The sequence below is a fragment of the Mesorhizobium sp. M0410 genome, assembly GCF_040321435.1.
In the GTDB taxonomy this organism is placed as follows: Bacteria; Pseudomonadota; Alphaproteobacteria; order Rhizobiales; family Rhizobiaceae; genus Mesorhizobium.
The window spans coordinates 71545-86787 of the sequence record NZ_JAMYRN010000011.1 but is presented as its reverse complement, the minus strand read 5'-3'; the positions used below and the strand labels follow the sequence as shown (position 1 = coordinate 86787).

Below are 15243 nucleotides of genomic sequence, written 5' to 3'. Positions count from 1 at the left end.
CCTCGCTCAGATTCTCAGTTATCCCTCACCGCTGGCTTTGTCCCGGCCGCGCCAGCAGCGCGGCCGGGAATTTTCAAGTCAGGGGAGGAAACTCAGTTCGTCGGACCCTTGTCCCCGGGCTTTCCGGGAAGCTGTTCGGGAAACAGCTCATATTTCTGCTGCTTGTCGGCGGCCACCCAGACCCGCTCGCGGACGATCGAGTCCTCGGCCCAGTTGAACATGAAGATTGGCGTTCCCTGCGGGATATTGGAGAAACGTTTGTTGATGATCAGCGCGCCGGGATATTCGGTGAGCCCGACGGTATAGACGTGTTCCGTCGAGATCTTCTGGAACTGCTTCATCAGGCTGGCCCTCTGGTCATTGTCCTGCGCCGAGACAAACTTGTTGACGATATCGACAAGGTCCTTCTCGAAGGGCATCAGATCTACCTGGCCGTTTTCCGGAGCGCGGTGGTTCCAGCTGGTGCGTGGGCCGACCGGCGCCAGTTGCTCGGTGTTCTGCACGACCGAGGTGAGTTCCGTTTCGTTGCGCCTTATCAGCCAGTCGAAGCGACCGGAGTAATTGGCCTGATCGCGCTGGGTACCGTTCAACCCGTTCAGGACAACGCGAATACCTAACTTCTCCATCTGACCGACGACGCCCTCCGCGAGGCTCTTGTCGGTGGTGTAATCGTTGTTGACGAGCATCACGATCTCGACATTCTTGCCGCCGGCGGTGCCGGCAGGAAAATTGACGAAGCCGTCGCCGTCCGTGTCCTTTAGGCCTGCCTTGGCGAGTTCCGCCTTGGCGCCTTCGAGATCGAAGGGGTAGTAGACCGTCGACTTCCGGTCGTAGAAGCTCGTGCCCGAGGAGAAGCCGCCGGGATAGATGGCAGTGAACGGACCCTTGACCAGCGAGTCGCCGAGCGCCTTGCGGTCGAGCGCCATGGTGACGCCCTTGCGGAAATCCTCGTTGCGGTTCAGCTCGCGTATCGCCTGTCCGCGCTCGTCGGGGTTACCCCAGCCATTGGCTGAGAAATTCATGCGCAGATTATAGCCGATCAGCCGCGGACCGAACGCAAGCCGTGCCGGCGCGTCCTTTTGTGCCGCGCGCTTCAGCGAGGCGACGAAGTTCTCCGGCTGCTCCAGATTGGAGAAGTCTCCCGCCCCCGATACCGCCTGAACGTCGCGGTCGGCCCAGGTCGACAATTTGTAGTGCAACTCGTTGAGATACGGCAGCTGGTTGCCCTTCTCGTCGACCTTCCAATAGTACGGATTGCGACGCATGACGATGATGTCGTCGGGGCGGTATGCCACCGGCACCCAGGCACCCATCACCGGCATGTTCATATATTCCGGCGGGAAGGCGTTCTTGAACTGCTCGTAGGTGTTCTTCGAATATTTCGGATGCTGCGGCTTGAGGATATGCGACGGGCCCGGACAGAAGGTGCCGTAAGCCATGGCGTAAAGGTATTGTTTCGGAAAGGCGTCCTTGAACGTCCACTCGACGGTGTAGTCGTCGATTTTCTTCAGCGTCGTGCCGGCGCCGAAGGTCTCCTGCGTGGCACCGTTCAGCGGCGACACATTAGGGTCGATCACCTCGTCGTCCCAGTAGAACATCACATCGTCGGCGTTGAACGGAACGCCGTCCGACCATTTCGCGCCCTCGACCAGATGCATCGTCAGCGTGTGGCCGTCCTTGGACCAGTCCCAGCTCCTGGCGAGGTTCGGCAGCGGCTCCGTGTCCTTGGCCTCGACCTGGAACAGCGGCGCGGTGCGCGTCAGGCATTCGGAAAGGCCGATGTCGATGCCGCCCCAGCCCTGCGTCTGGCCGGCACCATAGTTCCAGCCCTCCGGCCGGCCGCCGATGACATGACGCATCGTATCACCGTAGACACCGACGCCGTCCGGCATATTGCCGGTCTTGAAGACCAGCGGCTCCTTCGGTAACCGGTCCTTGACCGGCGGCAGCTTGCCTGCCTTGACGTATTTGTCGGTGACCCAATCGGGTTCGTGGTATTCCGGAAGTGCCTTGAACTCCAGGATGGAGTCGCGCGCGACGTACTTGATCTTTCCCTCGGCCGGAAATTGCGCGGGCACCGGCGGCACGGTCGGCTCGGATGCATACGCGTTCAGGGCCGAGGCCGAGACGCTAAGCGCCAGCCCGGCGAGAATGCCAATGTTTCGGAAATTCCTCATCGTCTCTCCTCTCTGTTGTTCAGGAGCGCGTTGACGCCGCTCCATTTCTCCTCGAACGAATGTACTTCCGGGTGCGGTGCCGAAAATTCCTCCCGAAAGCTTGCCGCGATCCGTCCTGGCGAAATTCAGACGGCCTGCTTGAGAGCTGTTTTTTCCGCACGTAGTTCCTCGATCGAACGGACGTCGCGCCGTGCCGCTCCGGCCCATTCACGGGTCTTGATCCTGGATTTGGAAAGCCGCTCCTTCGCGGCCGGCACCGCATCGGCATATTGAGGCAGCCAGCGGGCCTGGGCGACGACCATTTCGTCCACCATCTGCCAAACCTCTTCCGGCGTCGAAACCGCGCCGACCAGCGGATCGTGCAGGACGGCGAGCTTCAGCAGGTCGATATCGCCTGAGATCGCCGCATGAACCGACATGCGCTGGACGTTGATCGAGGAAGTGCAAGTGGCGGCGCAGGCCTCCGGCAGCGTGATGCCTGCAGCCATGTTGATGCCGAAGCGATCGACGAAGCCGGGCGACTCGATGATGGCGTCCTGCGGCAGGTTGGTGACGATGCCGTTGTTCTTGACGTTGAAATGGCCGCGATAAACGCGGTTCGTCTCCAGCGCCTCGAGAATGTGGCTGGCATGCTCGTTGGAGCGCTTGGCGGGGTCTATCGGCCTGGCGGCGGATTCCAGAAATTGCGGGAACTCCGTTTCGAACCAGTTGCGTGTTTCGGTCGAATAACGAAGGTAGCCGCCGGTCTCGCCGTGGATCCAGTCGGACATGTCTATCCAGCGGGTGATTTCGTCCGGCCGCTTGCGATACCAGGGCAGGTATTCGGAAAGATGGCCGTTGCTTTCGGTCGAATAGACGCCGAAGCGCTTCAGGACATCGATGCGCAGCTTTTCCTGCTGCGAATAGACCGGATGCGCCTCGAAGGCGGCAACCAGTTCGTCCTTACCGATCTTGCGGCCGTTGAGACGCAGGTCGATGAACCAGGTCTGATGATTGATGCCGGAGCAGATGTAGTCGAGCTCGGTGCGCGACTTGGCGCCGAGCACTTCGGCGATCTGGTCGGCGCCATGCTGGACGCCGTGGCAAAGGCCGACGGTATCGACCTTGCCATATTCGATCGCCGCCCAGGTGTTCATGGCCATCGGATTGGCGTAGTTTAGGAATTTCGCCCCAGGCTCGGCGACTTCGAGGATATCCTTGCAGAAATCGAGGATTACCGGAATGTTGCGCTGGCCATAGAGGATGCCGCCGGCGCAGATCGTGTCGCCGACGCACTGGTCGATGCCATACTTCAAGGGAATGCGGATGTCGTCCGCATAGGCTTCGAGACCGCCGACGCGAACGCAGCTGATAATGTAGCGGGCACCCTCGAGGGCGGCACGGCGGTCGGTCGTTGCCGTAACCTTGGTCGGCAGCCTGTTGAATTCGACGACCCTGTCGAGGATCGACCTGATCATCTGGAGGTTGCGTTCGCTGAGATCGGTCAGTGCGAATTCGACATCCCTGAATTCAGGAACGCACAAAATGTCGGTGAAGAGCTTCTTGGTGAACCCGACGCTTCCCGCACCGATAATAGCGATCTTGAAACTCATCAGCCTCACCTCGACCTGATCGAACGCTAGGGCAAAGGCGGCGAAAAGAGGCCTGGCCCGCCTGCCCCATTATGCAGGCTGGAATCCGGCACTTCCTCCCATCCGCTCGTTGACCGCGGTTTCTTTTGCTTTTCTCGAGGGATTATGCGCCTAATTCGGCACGCGACCAGAGAAGGATTATGCTTTTAGGGGTAATTTTGTGCTGCGGAACTTGATCGACATCGGGCCGGCGGGCAGGACGGTATCGCTGCCGCGCGGGCGCCAGCGCCTACACACCATGCCGACAAGCACCGGCTATGAAGTGCGCGAGAACGAGGTCTACGACTGGGATGGGCGCAAGCGCGGCCAGACGCGGTTTACCGTGCTCCAGCATACGATCAGCGGCACCGGCCGATTGCGCTACGAGAACCGGAACTACCGTCTGCAAAAGGGCGATACGTTGCTGGTTCTCGTGCCGCACAACCACCGTTACTGGCTGGCCAAGGGCGAACGCTGGGAGTTCTTCTGGATATCGATGAACGGCGAGGAGGCACTGCGCATCCACAAGTCGATCCTTGCCGCCGTCGGTCCGGTGCTGCGGCTGCAGCCCTCGACGATCGATCATCTCGCGGATTGCAGCGTACGCCTGATCACGGGCGCGGTCTCGCCGGGAGCCGCCTCGGCCGTCGCCTATGAAGCCGCCATGGCGCTCTACGACGATGTCTTCGGCTCGCATGCCGTCACCGACGACAAGAGCGCCATGCAGCCGGTCATCGACCACGTCAGGGCCAATCTCGACGGGCCGCTCCGCGTTGCCGATCTCGCCGAGATCAGCGGCCTGAGCCGCGCGCATTTCTCGCGCTGCTTCGCCGAGAGCGAGGGACTTCCGCCCGCCGAATTCGTGCTGCAGCAGCGACTGCAGCGCGCGGCGAAGTTGCTGACCAAGGCCGATTTCCTGCCGGTCAAGGAGGTCGCCATCATGTGCGGCTTCGAGGATGCCAATTATTTTTCCAAGGTCTTCCGCCGCCTCTACGGCATCAACCCGACGCAATTCCGCACCAACGGAATGTATGCCAGCCTGGGAACCGCCCGATAGATTGGCCCCGCTTGGCACCAGGTGAGGGAACGCTTTTGCTTCCCCTCGGTTTAGGACAAGAGAGCCCGCTCGCCGCGGCCGCACTCCGCTCTGGCGGAGATCAGGCCACAGATGTCAGGGGAGTGATCGATGAACAACCCCGATCCGAATAACCCGAATCCACTGCCGGACAATCCCAATCCGGAGCCGGCCCGGCCGCCTGCCCCGCCGGAGACTCCGCCGGGAGAACCTCCAGGCGTACCCCCGCCCTCGCCGGATCCAATTCCGACGCCGGACCAGGAGCCACTTGGAGTTCCTCCTGGCACGCCTTCCGAAATTCCTTCGGAGCCGACCTTTCCCGGGCCGACCGCCTGAAGGCGGTCGGAGTGGGGGATGGCAAGGGTGATTTGGCGGAGCGCTCGAAACGGGTCTTGCCATGGAACGTTTTGCGCTGGCGCTCATTCACCCTTCCATCACGCAATTCGGCGGCGGGCCCTGCAACCAACGGAGGTTAAAATGAAAGTTGGCAACTGCATGACAAAGGACGTCGAGATCGCCAGTCCGCAGCAAACCCTGCGCGATGCGGCAGAAATGATGGGTCGCCTCGACGCCGGCGCGATGCCGGTGGGCGAGAACGATCGGCTTGTCGGCATGGTAACCGATCGCGACATCGCAATCCGCGGCGTCGCCCAAGGCAAGACACCTGACGCCAAGGTACGGGAAGTGATGAGCACCGAGGTCAGGTATTGCTTCGAAGACGAAGACGCGGAGGATGTTCTGCGCAACATGGCTGACCTGAAAGTGCGCCGCTTGCCAGTGCTAAACCGTGACAAGCGCCTGGTCGGCATCGTTTCGCTGGGCGACCTCGCCACCAACAGCGAGACCGCGACAGCAGGTGAAGCGCTGAGCGGCATCTCGCAACCCGGCGGCGAGCATTCGCAAACGATACACTGACGGCGCGCCACCGGCCGGCCTTTGCCACGACCGAACCGCCGGCTTGATAGACGCCGGCCTGCCGGCGAAACAGTTCAGAGGCGAATTGGACTCAACCCGACGAGGAGCAAGCCATGATTACTATGAAGGCCGTCCGTATCCACGATTTTGGTGGACCGGAGGTTCTTTCGCTGGACGCGGTTCCGTTGCCTCAGCCCCATGACGACGAGGTCACGCTCAAGGTCTACGCGGCAAGCGTCAATCCCGTCGACTACAAGGTTCGCAAGGGCTCTTCGGGCGCGGATCTGCCCGTCACGCTCGGCCGCGACGTGTCCGGCGTGGTGGAACTGTGCGGCACGCGGGCCCATACGCTGAAGAAGGGCGATCCGCTATATGCCATGCTGGGCAACGACCGCGGCGGCAACGCCGAATATGTCGTCGTCAAGGCAACGGAGGCGGCGGCGAAGCCGCAACGCTTAAGCCACGCCGAAGCCGCCGCGGTGCCACTTGCGGGCCTTACCGCGTGGCAAGGCCTTTTCGATCACGGCGGCCTCAAATCCGGGCAGCGGGTCCTTATCCATGGCGGCGCCGGCGGCGTCGGTCACCTGGCGGTGCAGTTCGCAAAGGCCGCGGGCGCGTTTGTCGCGACGACCGTGTCCGCGCAGGATTTTGATTTCGTCCGCGCGCTTGGCGCCGACCAGGCGGTCGACTACAAGAACCAGCGCTTCGAGGAGGTTGTCGAGGACGTCGACCTCGTCTTCGACTTGGTAGCGGGTGAAACACAGGACCGCTCGTGGGACGTGCTCAAGCCCGACGGGACGCTCGTCTCAACGCTTTCCGAACCGTCGGCGGAGAAGGCCCGCCTGCATCGGGCTCGCGGCGTTTCCTATTTTACCAAGCCTAACGCGGCGCAGCTTGCCGAGATCAGCCGCCTCATCGACGCCGGGAAGGTCAGGCCATTCGTGCAGGCAATCTATCCTCTTGAGGAAGTCGCCAGGGCAGAGGAACAGCTCGAGAAGCAGCACACGCGCGGCAAGATTGTGCTTCAGGTAGCTGCCTGAGCACTCGCCGAACAACAGGCCGCAGGCCAGTTTGCGGAGCGCTCGGACACAGGCCGTTTTCTGCTGTCCAGAAGCCCGGCGGCCGAGAGTTTGACACAGGACGGCCCGCCGGGCCTGGCCGGCTTAGGTAGATGCCGGCTGAAGCAGCATGCGCCGGGTTTGCCGGGATGCGCAAATCAAACAAATCAAGGAGATGCAACGGATTGTGAGGCACGTCGCGACGACACCGTCGCACGGCCGCCGTCAGTGAACTGCGAAGCGAAGGGCACAGCGTTTACCGACAGGCGGGCTAGGTTCCTACCGGCCGCAAGCCGCAAAAAACCGCTTCAAACTGTCGGAAACCGGCGATAGGTTCGAACCATGTCTCAACCCGCCAATCCGATCTCCATTGCCCGTCGCGATCAGATGTTTCCAGCGCTGGCTGAGGCGGACCTGGACCGCATCGGCCGTTTCGGCGAAGCCGTGTCCTATGCCGCAGGCGAACAGATCGTTAAAGCCGGCGAGCTGGCGCCCGGTCTGATCGTGGTCCTGTCCGGCAAGGTGGATATCATCCAGGGGGGCAGCTTCGGCCGGCGCGAAACAATCGTCACGCACGGTGCAGGCAATTTCGTTGGCGAGTTGGCGCAGCTTTCAGCCCGGCCCTCACTGGTGGATGTGGAGGCGATCGAGCCGGTCGAGGCGCTCGTCATCCCCTCGCAAAGGCTGAGGGACCTGATGGTGCAGGAAGCAAACCTTCGGCGAGCGCATCATGCGGGCGCTGATCCTGCGCCGTATCGGCCTGCTCGAGAGCGGCACAGCCGGCCCGATCATTGTCGGACCGGTCGACAGCGGCGACGTATTGCGGCTGCAAGGTTTTCTGGCTCGCAGCGGTCAGCCGCATCGCGTTCTCGATTCGGCTGCCGATCCCTGCGCCAGGACCCTGATCGAACGCTTCCATGTCGATATCCACCATTTGCCGATCGTGCTTTGTCCAAACGGCAAGCTGCTGCTCAACCCCGGAGAGAACGAGCTTGCCCGCTGCATCGGCCTGGTGAGGCCGATCGACGCCGGCAAGCTGTACGACGTGGCCATTGTCGGCGCCGGACCGGCCGGCCTCGCTGCGGCCGTCTACGCGGCTTCCGAAGGGTTGTCGACGATCGTGCTCGATTGCCGTGCCTTCGGCGGACAGGCGGGTGCCTCCTCGCGCATCGAGAACTACCTCGGTTTTCCGACCGGCATTTCGGGAATGGCGCTGATGGCGCGCGCTTACAACCAGGCGCAGAAATTCGGCGTCGAGATGGTGATACCGGACGAGGCGAAGCTGCTGGGCAGCGCAAGCGACACGTCCGGTGCCCACTACACGCTCGCCGTCGGCGGCGGGGAGACCGTGCGGGCACGGTCAGTGGTGATCGCCAGCGGAGCGCGCTATCGCCGCCTCGACATGGCAAACCTGGCGCAATTCGAGGGAACCTCCGTGCATTACTGGGCTTCGCCGATCGAAGCGCGGCTTTGCGCCGGGCAAGAGGTAGCCCTGGTCGGCGCCGGCAATTCGGCTGGACAGGCTGCTGTCTATTTGGCGGCGCATGTGAAGAAGGTATGGCTGCTGGCGCGCGGCAGCAGCCTCGATGCGAGCATGTCGCGCTATCTGGTGGAGCGCGTCAGGGCACAGCCGAACATCGAAGTGCTGGCTGAGACGCAGATTGCGGCACTGGAAGGCGACGACGGCAATCTTGGCAAAGTGCGCTGGCGCAACCGCGACACCGAGACAGCACGTCCGATCCGCCACCTCTTCCTGTTCATCGGCGCCGATCCGAACACCGACTGGCTGGCGCAATGCGGCGTGGCGTTGGACGCGAAGGGCTTCGTTCGCACCGGGCCTGACATTGGCCAGGAACGTGGTGCGCTGGAGACGAACCGCGGCGGGGTGTTCGCCATCGGCGACGTGCGCTCCGGCTCGATCAAGCGCGTCGCCGCTGCCGTCGGCGAAGGCGCCCAGGTGGTTGCAGCGCTGCATGCATATCTCGCGCGAAACGGCAGTCTCGCCGTGGCGCAACAACTGGTCAGGAGCGTATGATGGCAGACGAATGCAGGCACGCCGGGAACATTCGCGACGTGACACCGAGCGCGCTCGGCTGCGAGGAATGCCTGAAGAGCGGTTCGCAGTGGGTGCATCTGCGGCTCTGCCGCACATGCGGCCATGTCGGCTGCTGCGACGACTCACCCAACCGTCATGCCACCAAGCATTTTCGGGCAACCGGCCATCCTGTCATCGAAGGCTACGATCCGCCGGAAGGTTGGGGATGGTGCTACATCGACGAAATCTTCCTCGACCTCGGCGACCGCACCACGCCGCAAAACGGTCCGATACCGCGCTTCATTTGAGCTTTTTGCGAGCGGGCCGCTACAGCAATTCCAGAAAAAGTGTGAACGGTTTTCGTCCGGAATTGCGTCAAAACAAAAGATGGAGCTGTTCGGCGATTCCGTGAAACGATGAACCCTTCTAAAGCATGTCGCGCAAAAGTGTGCAGCGGTTTTGCGATAACGACATGCATACAACGAGAATCTAAAGCGCGTTGCATGAGGCCGATCGAACGCGACGCGCTTTAGTCCAAGGCTGCTTCGGCTTGAGCGGGCGCATCGCGTCCCTCTGGTGGTGCCGATGACCGCTCGCGCATATGCCTGACCGTCTGGAGGACACGATCGGCAAGAAATGCAAGCGCGCCCTGTGCCGTGCGCGTCCCGATGACGGATTCCAGCGTAACCGCCTGCGTTGAGAATTTGTGTTTGAACGACTCTGCGCCACAGAGGAAATCGACCATGCTCAAACCGTGATCGATCGACCACTGCACGTAATCCATCAACAGGATCACACCCGGCGACGCCCGGCCGAAATCCGGATCGAACGTCGTCACGAAGGCCATCATCACGTCGTGCTGGACGAAATTGATCGACACCGCGACCATCACGCCATTGCATTCGAGGACGAAGATATGCAGCACGCCGGCGCGCGCCAACGCATCGACGAGCGCGGCGAGTACCGGCACGCCCTCTTCGAACAGATCTGATTCACGCATGCGCTCGGTCAGCCATTTCCGCTTCAAGGCCGCGAGGCGCTCCAGTACCGGTTGCAGCGGCTCGTCGGGGGCAAGCAGGCGAAATCTCACCTCTCCGGTTTCTTCCAGCGCTTTGATGCCGCGCCGATAGTTCTGGCGCGTCTTTTTCGACTGGTCCGCGAACCATGCCGCTCCGCTTTCCCATTGTCCGGCAACGCGATAGCTGACTTCCGTTCGGTGAAAGTGACGAAGCCTGATGCCGCCGAAAGCTCCCGGCGTGAAAATTTTGCGGGCCGCCGCATCCGGCGAGAGACGACTGATCAAGGCAAGATCGAAGCCACCTGCATCGCAGAGTTGCGTCCATAGCTCCTGCAGCGCCGATAACGAGCATTCCGGAGCAACGAGAATATCCCCATAGTCGGTATAGCTGCCGGCCGCCCATTCGAGAAACCGCAGCCCCCTGCGCCTGCCGATCGCCAGCGGAACGACAGCAACGAGTTTCTCGCCCTTCCAGACCAGGCCGATCCGCAACGCGCGCTGGTCACGGCGTTGTACGGTACTCCACCATGCCGAAATCCAGGCATGGCTTTGAAAGATCAGCCCGTCGGTACGATGCCAAAGGTCCATCCAAGCGGCTTCGACCGCAGCCAGACGATCCGCCGAACGGACGATTTCCAGGCGCTCCGCGCCTAGGACGTCGATGGAAACAACAGTGTTCATGAAGGAGAACTGTCCTGTGGCTGCGCGACTACATTGGGCCGCCTGTGAAACAGTCGCATGACATGCCTTGCCATCTTCTTGAGCGGCAGGATGTAGAGCCCAAAGAGCGACTGATAATCGCGCACATCGCGATCGATCAGGCCAAATTTCAGGTCTTCATCCGGTTCCGGGACAAATTGCGTTCCGAACAGACGATCCCAGAACGAAAAAAGCAGGCCGAAATTCTTGTCATAATGACGAGGGTCGATGCTGTGATGCACCTGGTGCCAGTGCGGACACAGGATGATGTTGTTCAACGGGCCGAACGAGATCTTGAGATGCGTATGACGAACAAAGTCCATCATCAGGATGTTACGGATGACGTAGACGTTGATGCCGAAGATAGCGACCTCTACCGGATCGAGTGCGATCAGGCTCCAGATACCGAAGCAGATGCCCGGAATGACGCCATCCCACATGCGGTTCATCAGATCGTCCAGCGGATGAACCCGGTCCTTGGTGATCCCCACCATCACTTCGGCCGAATGATGTACCTTGTGCAATTCCCACAGGAACGGGAAACGGTGCTGGGCGACGTGGTAGAGGTAGTATGAGATATCATAGGCGACCAGCATGGTTGCGGTGAAGATGACGATCGTCACTGGTCCCGCCGGGCCGCCGAGAAGCGGCGCGTGGATGTTAAGGAGCCAGCCAATTGCCTCGCGTGTGCCATAGCCCACCGCGACGACGAAGGTGACGCCGGCGGGAATAAGCAGGAAAGGCATCATCGCCCGTTTCGTGATCCAGAACAGGGCGTCAGCTCGCGCCGACGGGTGCAGGATGACTTCCTGGGGGAAGGCGAAGTCGAAAAAATCCCTGAGGGACTTATGTTCGGCAGTTCGCCAGTAGGCGATCACCGCGCTGCCCAGTGCGGTGAGGAGAAGCAGGCCGAGCGTGGTCAGATTGACGTTCGAAAGCTTTTCCACAATCGCTCTGGCAAATTCGGAAAACATCGTTGCAGCGGCTCCTGGTCGTAAGAAGGCAGTCTGGGGTCGTACGAAGGCGATCTGGCGAATAGCAAAGCACAAAATTCCCGGCAAACCCGCTACGCCGCCTGCAACCAGTGGCTGTTGCGGACGCAGCGGGCAAAGCAGGCTGGATGGTGCGAGACTAGCAGATCAACGGTAACGAAACCGCTAAATGTCCAAACGTAATTAATGTCGAATACGGCTGGAACTCGCCCGGCAACTCTACGTTGGCGCTTTTTTTTGCCGTTGTGGCGGGTGAATTGGGGCAAGATGGATATGGATTCCGGCTTCACCCACTTCACCGTGCCAGGCGAGGCGTTCGGCTTGCTGCCTGGTGCCAAAGCGCAGTGAAACCCAACCGCCCTGCCCAGGCATGTCACCGCCAGCGCCGACGTCGAGCGCAGCGTCAGGAAAGCGGATGGCCAACAGCGCCTCGTCGCCGCGCAATACCGTGACCGTATCTTCGTGCCGGTCGGCATGGAGGCCGGCGGCCAGTTGGAAGACGATCTCGGACTGACGCCCGCCGCCGAGCAGTTGGTCGGTGATGAGGATGCCATCGGCCTGGCGCGCCAAAGTGCGCTGATGCACGACGCCGAAGCGGCTTCTATAGCCATCATGCCGGGCGCTCAGCCTCCAGTGCGGTCCCGGCTCGCTCTCCACCAGCGCTGCGACTGCCTTGTGCGACCAGTTGAAATTTCCAGCGATGGTACTTTGGCTCTTGCCCTCGATGTTCAGCGTGTTGTGCGCCGGTGTGGAGCGGAGCCAGTCGCGCCATGCGCCTCCCGAGCCGTAGAGCCAGGTGCCTGGATCGACCAGCACCGGCTCACCGTCGATGCACAGGGTGAGCGACAGCGCGTCGGCATGGCCGTGCGCCGCTATCGAGAGATATCCGAGCGGTCCATGGTCGAACGTCAGTTCGACATTGCGGCCATTCATTGCTCCGCGCCAGACTGAGAGCCCGCCTTGCGGGAATGTCTGCAAGCCCTGCACCGCGGGCGCCGGACCCGACGGCGCACCAAAGAAAAGCGAACGAAAGTCGTCGGGCTCCGGCGCGTTGCCCGGCGTCCCCAGTAAGCCTTGGATGGCGGACGCGACGGATCGGATATAGTTCGGCTCATCCCCCAGCTTCAGCACGTGGCCCTCATCGTCGTCGCCGAAGCGGGCGGCTTTCTGTGGCAGCCAGCCGACGAAATTAGCGAAGGCGCCCAGACGCGCTTCGACAGCCGAGGGAAACGGCGTTCCCGCCTGGCGTGCCGCGGCGGCGCAGAGCAAGATGAGTTCGGCGCTGAAGGCTGCATAGGTCGGTGTTTGCTCGGCACCTGCGCCATCGGCAAGTATCTGCTTGTGCGTCTCATTCAGGAGGGCGCCGCGGGCGATTTCGGATCCGGCCCCGAGCGCCAGGCCGACCAGATATTCGCCGGCCAACTCTGCGACCAGATGGTTGTTGGCGGAGGAATATCGCGACGGAAACCGCGGCAGCCAATAGGCGCTTGCCGCTAGTATCTCACCAGCTTTCCGCAGCGTCGCTGGGTCAAGCTGGTCGCCGACGAGGTCCAGGGTGACGATCAGACTGATGGCCCGCAGCGCTACTTCGATGCCGGACGCCCAGCCGATGCCTCGGAACGGTGGATTGGCGGAGTGCCAACTACCGATTGCCGCCTCGATGGCACTCCGGGATCGATCGTCCTCGCCGAGGAGCAGGTGTGCAGCCAGTGGCGGCAATTGCTGCAGCCGGTTGATCTCCCAGACATATTTTATATCGCCAAGGTCGCCGCCGTGGCGAAAATCGATGTCGAAAGTATGAGCCTCGGGGCCAGGCCAAAGCCTGCCGGTCACTGGATCAAGACGCCAAAGCTCGGCAGGAAACAACAGTTCGGGCTCACGCTTTGGCCATGTCCGCCCGAGTGCAGAAAACCGGCCCTGAAGCATCTCTTGCGCGGCCGCCGCTATGGCTTGCCGTTGGGCGTCGGTCGCTGCCAGCGCAGCATGGCGAAATCCGGGCAGCACTGGGTGCAACCGCGGCGATGGATAGCGCTCCCACCCATCATCGCGGCGGCGCGACGCGATCCTTCGACGTTGCTCGCCCAGCCGGTGCAGCACCTCGGCCGGTCCCATGCTGCGCAATCGGTTGATGTACCAGCCGATTCTCATGCACGCCCCGTCAACGTTTCGGTCGTTGTATACCATGCCGTCGAAAAGCTGCGCGCCGGCAATCTTCTTTCCCGTTCGTTGCGGTTAATATCTCCGGCGACCATACGGAGAGAGCGATGCGAAAAGCGGCGTGTGTTGTTGCCTGGGTGCTCGCCTTGCTTGTGGCTGCCGACGCAGCGCCCATCGCTCTCAAACGCGGCGTTGGCGTGCATCAGTGGCTCAACTGGTCGCCGGTGGAAAAAGACGGAACCTACGTTTGGCCGCCCTATCGCCGCGAAAAGGAGTGGCTTGCGGAAAGCAGGCCGCTCACCGACTGGCCGTCCGGGGAGGTGTTCGCCCACATCCGATCGATGGGCTTCGACTTCGTCCGGCTGAGCGTCGATCCCGGCCCGCTGCTTGCCAGCGAGGGCGCCAAGCGGCAACAGGCGCTGGACATACTTGCCGCCGCCGTCGAGCGGATCACGTCGACCGGCCTCAAGGTGGTTTTCGACCTGCATGGCGTCACTCAGGTTCCCGACTACAGCATGGAGATGATCTATGGCGGCGCCGACAGCGAGGGCGTTGCCCGCTATCGTCAAATGGTTGTGGCGGTCGCCGCCATGCTGGTCAAGATAGGCACCGACAAAGTCGCCCTCGAACCTTACAACGAGCCCGCATACTACCCTTGCGATGCGAGCGGCAGCGATGACTGGCAGCGGATCATGGCAGGGACCGTCCACGACATTCGAGCGGTCAGCAGTGAACTTACCATCGTTGCAACCGGCGCCTGCGGCGGCAGCATTGCCGGATTGGTCAACCTCAGCCCCGGCTTTGATGACCCAAACCTCTATTACAGCTTCCATATGTATGAGCCGCACAGCTTCACCCACCAGCGGCCCGATGACACAATCAGCTTTGCTTCGGGACTTCCCTGGCCGGCCGACAGCAGTACACCCGAAGTGGTGACCGAAACCCTTAGAGCGCGGATGGAGGCTGCCGGCTTGAGCAGGGTCGAGCAGGTCATGAACATGGCCACCGCGCGCCAAGCAATCGCGAGGTATTTCGAGCAGAACTGGGGCCAGAGCCAACTGGAGGCGAGCTTTCGCCAGGCTGTCGACTGGGCTGAAGGCCATGGCATCCCCAGTCGGCGGCTCTTCATGGGCGAATTCGGCGCTATCCTCATGTCCGCCGACGGCCGCATGGGCGCCTTTGAGGCCGACCGTTCGCGCTATCTTAAGGCAGTGCGCGGAGAGGCCGAACGCTTTGCGATCCCATGGTCTGTCTGGGAGTTCTCCAATCCCTATGGGATGAGCCTCATCCTGCCCGATGGCCCCCCGGTACCCGACCCGGAGATGCTGCAGGCATTGGGCCTGCCATAGGTGCCGTCACTCGCCCTCACCAGCGAACAACCGGTGGCAACCCCTGACCGCCAGGCTCCATCGAGGATGGCCCGTGGCAGCTTTCTCCCGGTCGGGTTGTGTCGGCACGAAGTGTTTAACACATTTGTTGTACTGAAGTGAGGAATGCGCGCGCCTAG

Annotated in this window: 10 protein-coding genes and 1 pseudogene; 6 read left to right on the top strand and 5 right to left on the bottom strand. The window is 61.8% G+C overall.

Annotation, left to right across the window (positions count from 1 at the left end; translation table 11 throughout):
- Positions 1-92: 92 nt before the first annotated feature.
- On the bottom strand, positions 93-2177 hold the full coding sequence (locus NKI63_RS18130) for an ABC transporter substrate-binding protein (RefSeq protein ID WP_352507191.1): 2085 nt from the start codon (positions 2175-2177) through the stop codon (positions 93-95).
- Between the two features lie 125 nt (positions 2178-2302).
- A complete protein-coding gene (locus NKI63_RS18125) occupies positions 2303-3769 on the bottom strand; it encodes an alpha-glucosidase/alpha-galactosidase (RefSeq protein ID WP_352507192.1) in 1467 nt (488 codons plus the stop codon).
- 277 nt (positions 3770-4046) lie between these two features.
- Between NKI63_RS18125 and NKI63_RS18120 the strand changes: the two genes are divergently transcribed.
- The 5 genes and pseudogenes from NKI63_RS18120 to NKI63_RS18100 all read left to right on the top strand — a co-directional run bounded on the left by NKI63_RS18120 (position 4047) and on the right by NKI63_RS18100 (position 9178).
- Positions 4047-4844, top strand: a complete 798-nt coding sequence (locus NKI63_RS18120; RefSeq protein ID WP_352822759.1) for an AraC family transcriptional regulator — start codon at positions 4047-4049, stop codon at positions 4842-4844.
- 495 nt (positions 4845-5339) lie between these two features.
- Positions 5340-5777, top strand: coding sequence for a CBS domain-containing protein (locus NKI63_RS18115; RefSeq protein ID WP_352472517.1), 438 nt, complete (start codon positions 5340-5342; stop codon positions 5775-5777).
- 113 nt (positions 5778-5890) lie between these two features.
- Positions 5891-6817, top strand: coding sequence for an NADP-dependent oxidoreductase (locus tag NKI63_RS18110; RefSeq protein WP_352507193.1), 927 nt, complete (start codon positions 5891-5893; stop codon positions 6815-6817).
- A 360-nt stretch (positions 6818-7177) separates the two neighbouring features.
- Positions 7178-8870, top strand: a pseudogene (locus NKI63_RS18105) (FAD-dependent oxidoreductase).
- Positions 8867-9178 (top strand): UBP-type zinc finger domain-containing protein, encoded by a 312-nt coding sequence (locus NKI63_RS18100; protein ID WP_352507195.1) that lies wholly within the window; start codon positions 8867-8869, stop codon positions 9176-9178. The pseudogene NKI63_RS18105 and the gene NKI63_RS18100 overlap by 4 nt, the downstream one beginning before the upstream one ends.
- Before the next feature lie 221 nt (positions 9179-9399).
- Here NKI63_RS18100 and NKI63_RS18095 read toward each other — a convergent pair whose 3' ends face one another.
- From NKI63_RS18095 to NKI63_RS18085, 3 genes are all read right to left on the bottom strand, one after another.
- Positions 9400-10569: a GNAT family N-acetyltransferase gene (locus NKI63_RS18095; protein ID WP_352507196.1), complete on the bottom strand. Its 1170-nt coding sequence runs from the start codon at positions 10567-10569 to the stop codon at positions 9400-9402.
- On the bottom strand, positions 10566-11561 hold the full coding sequence (locus NKI63_RS18090; RefSeq protein ID WP_352507198.1) for a sterol desaturase family protein: 996 nt from the start codon (positions 11559-11561) through the stop codon (positions 10566-10568). The genes NKI63_RS18095 and NKI63_RS18090 overlap by 4 nt, the downstream gene beginning before the upstream one ends.
- A gap of 237 nt (positions 11562-11798) precedes the next feature.
- Entirely contained in the window at positions 11799-13727 is a 1929-nt protein-coding gene (locus NKI63_RS18085; RefSeq protein WP_352507199.1) for a heparinase II/III family protein, read from the bottom strand.
- A gap of 116 nt (positions 13728-13843) precedes the next feature.
- On the opposite strand from NKI63_RS18085, the gene NKI63_RS18080 reads away from it, so the two are divergent.
- On the top strand, positions 13844-15085 hold the full coding sequence (locus tag NKI63_RS18080) for a glycoside hydrolase family 5 protein (RefSeq protein ID WP_352822627.1): 1242 nt from the start codon (positions 13844-13846) through the stop codon (positions 15083-15085).
- Positions 15086-15243: the final 158 nt, after the last annotated feature.

Bases quoted from the DNA above. Each gene is read 5' to 3' on its own strand.
- NKI63_RS18130 (WP_352507191.1), bottom strand. From the start codon at position 2,177: ATGAGGAATTTCCGAAACATTGGCATTCTCGCCGGGCTGGCGCTTAGC.
- NKI63_RS18125 (WP_352507192.1), bottom strand. From the start codon at position 3,769: ATGAGTTTCAAGATCGCTATTATCGGTGCGGGAAGCGTCGGGTTCACC.
- NKI63_RS18120 (WP_352822759.1), top strand. From the start codon at position 4,047: ATGCCGACAAGCACCGGCTATGAAGTGCGCGAGAACGAGGTCTACGAC.
- NKI63_RS18115 (WP_352472517.1), top strand. From the start codon at position 5,340: ATGAAAGTTGGCAACTGCATGACAAAGGACGTCGAGATCGCCAGTCCG.
- NKI63_RS18110 (WP_352507193.1), top strand. From the start codon at position 5,891: ATGATTACTATGAAGGCCGTCCGTATCCACGATTTTGGTGGACCGGAG.
- NKI63_RS18100 (WP_352507195.1), top strand. From the start codon at position 8,867: ATGATGGCAGACGAATGCAGGCACGCCGGGAACATTCGCGACGTGACA.
- NKI63_RS18095 (WP_352507196.1), bottom strand. From the start codon at position 10,569: ATGAACACTGTTGTTTCCATCGACGTCCTAGGCGCGGAGCGCCTGGAA.
- NKI63_RS18090 (WP_352507198.1), bottom strand. From the start codon at position 11,561: ATGTTTTCCGAATTTGCCAGAGCGATTGTGGAAAAGCTTTCGAACGTC.
- NKI63_RS18085 (WP_352507199.1), bottom strand. From the start codon at position 13,727: ATGAGAATCGGCTGGTACATCAACCGATTGCGCAGCATGGGACCGGCC.
- NKI63_RS18080 (WP_352822627.1), top strand. From the start codon at position 13,844: ATGCGAAAAGCGGCGTGTGTTGTTGCCTGGGTGCTCGCCTTGCTTGTG.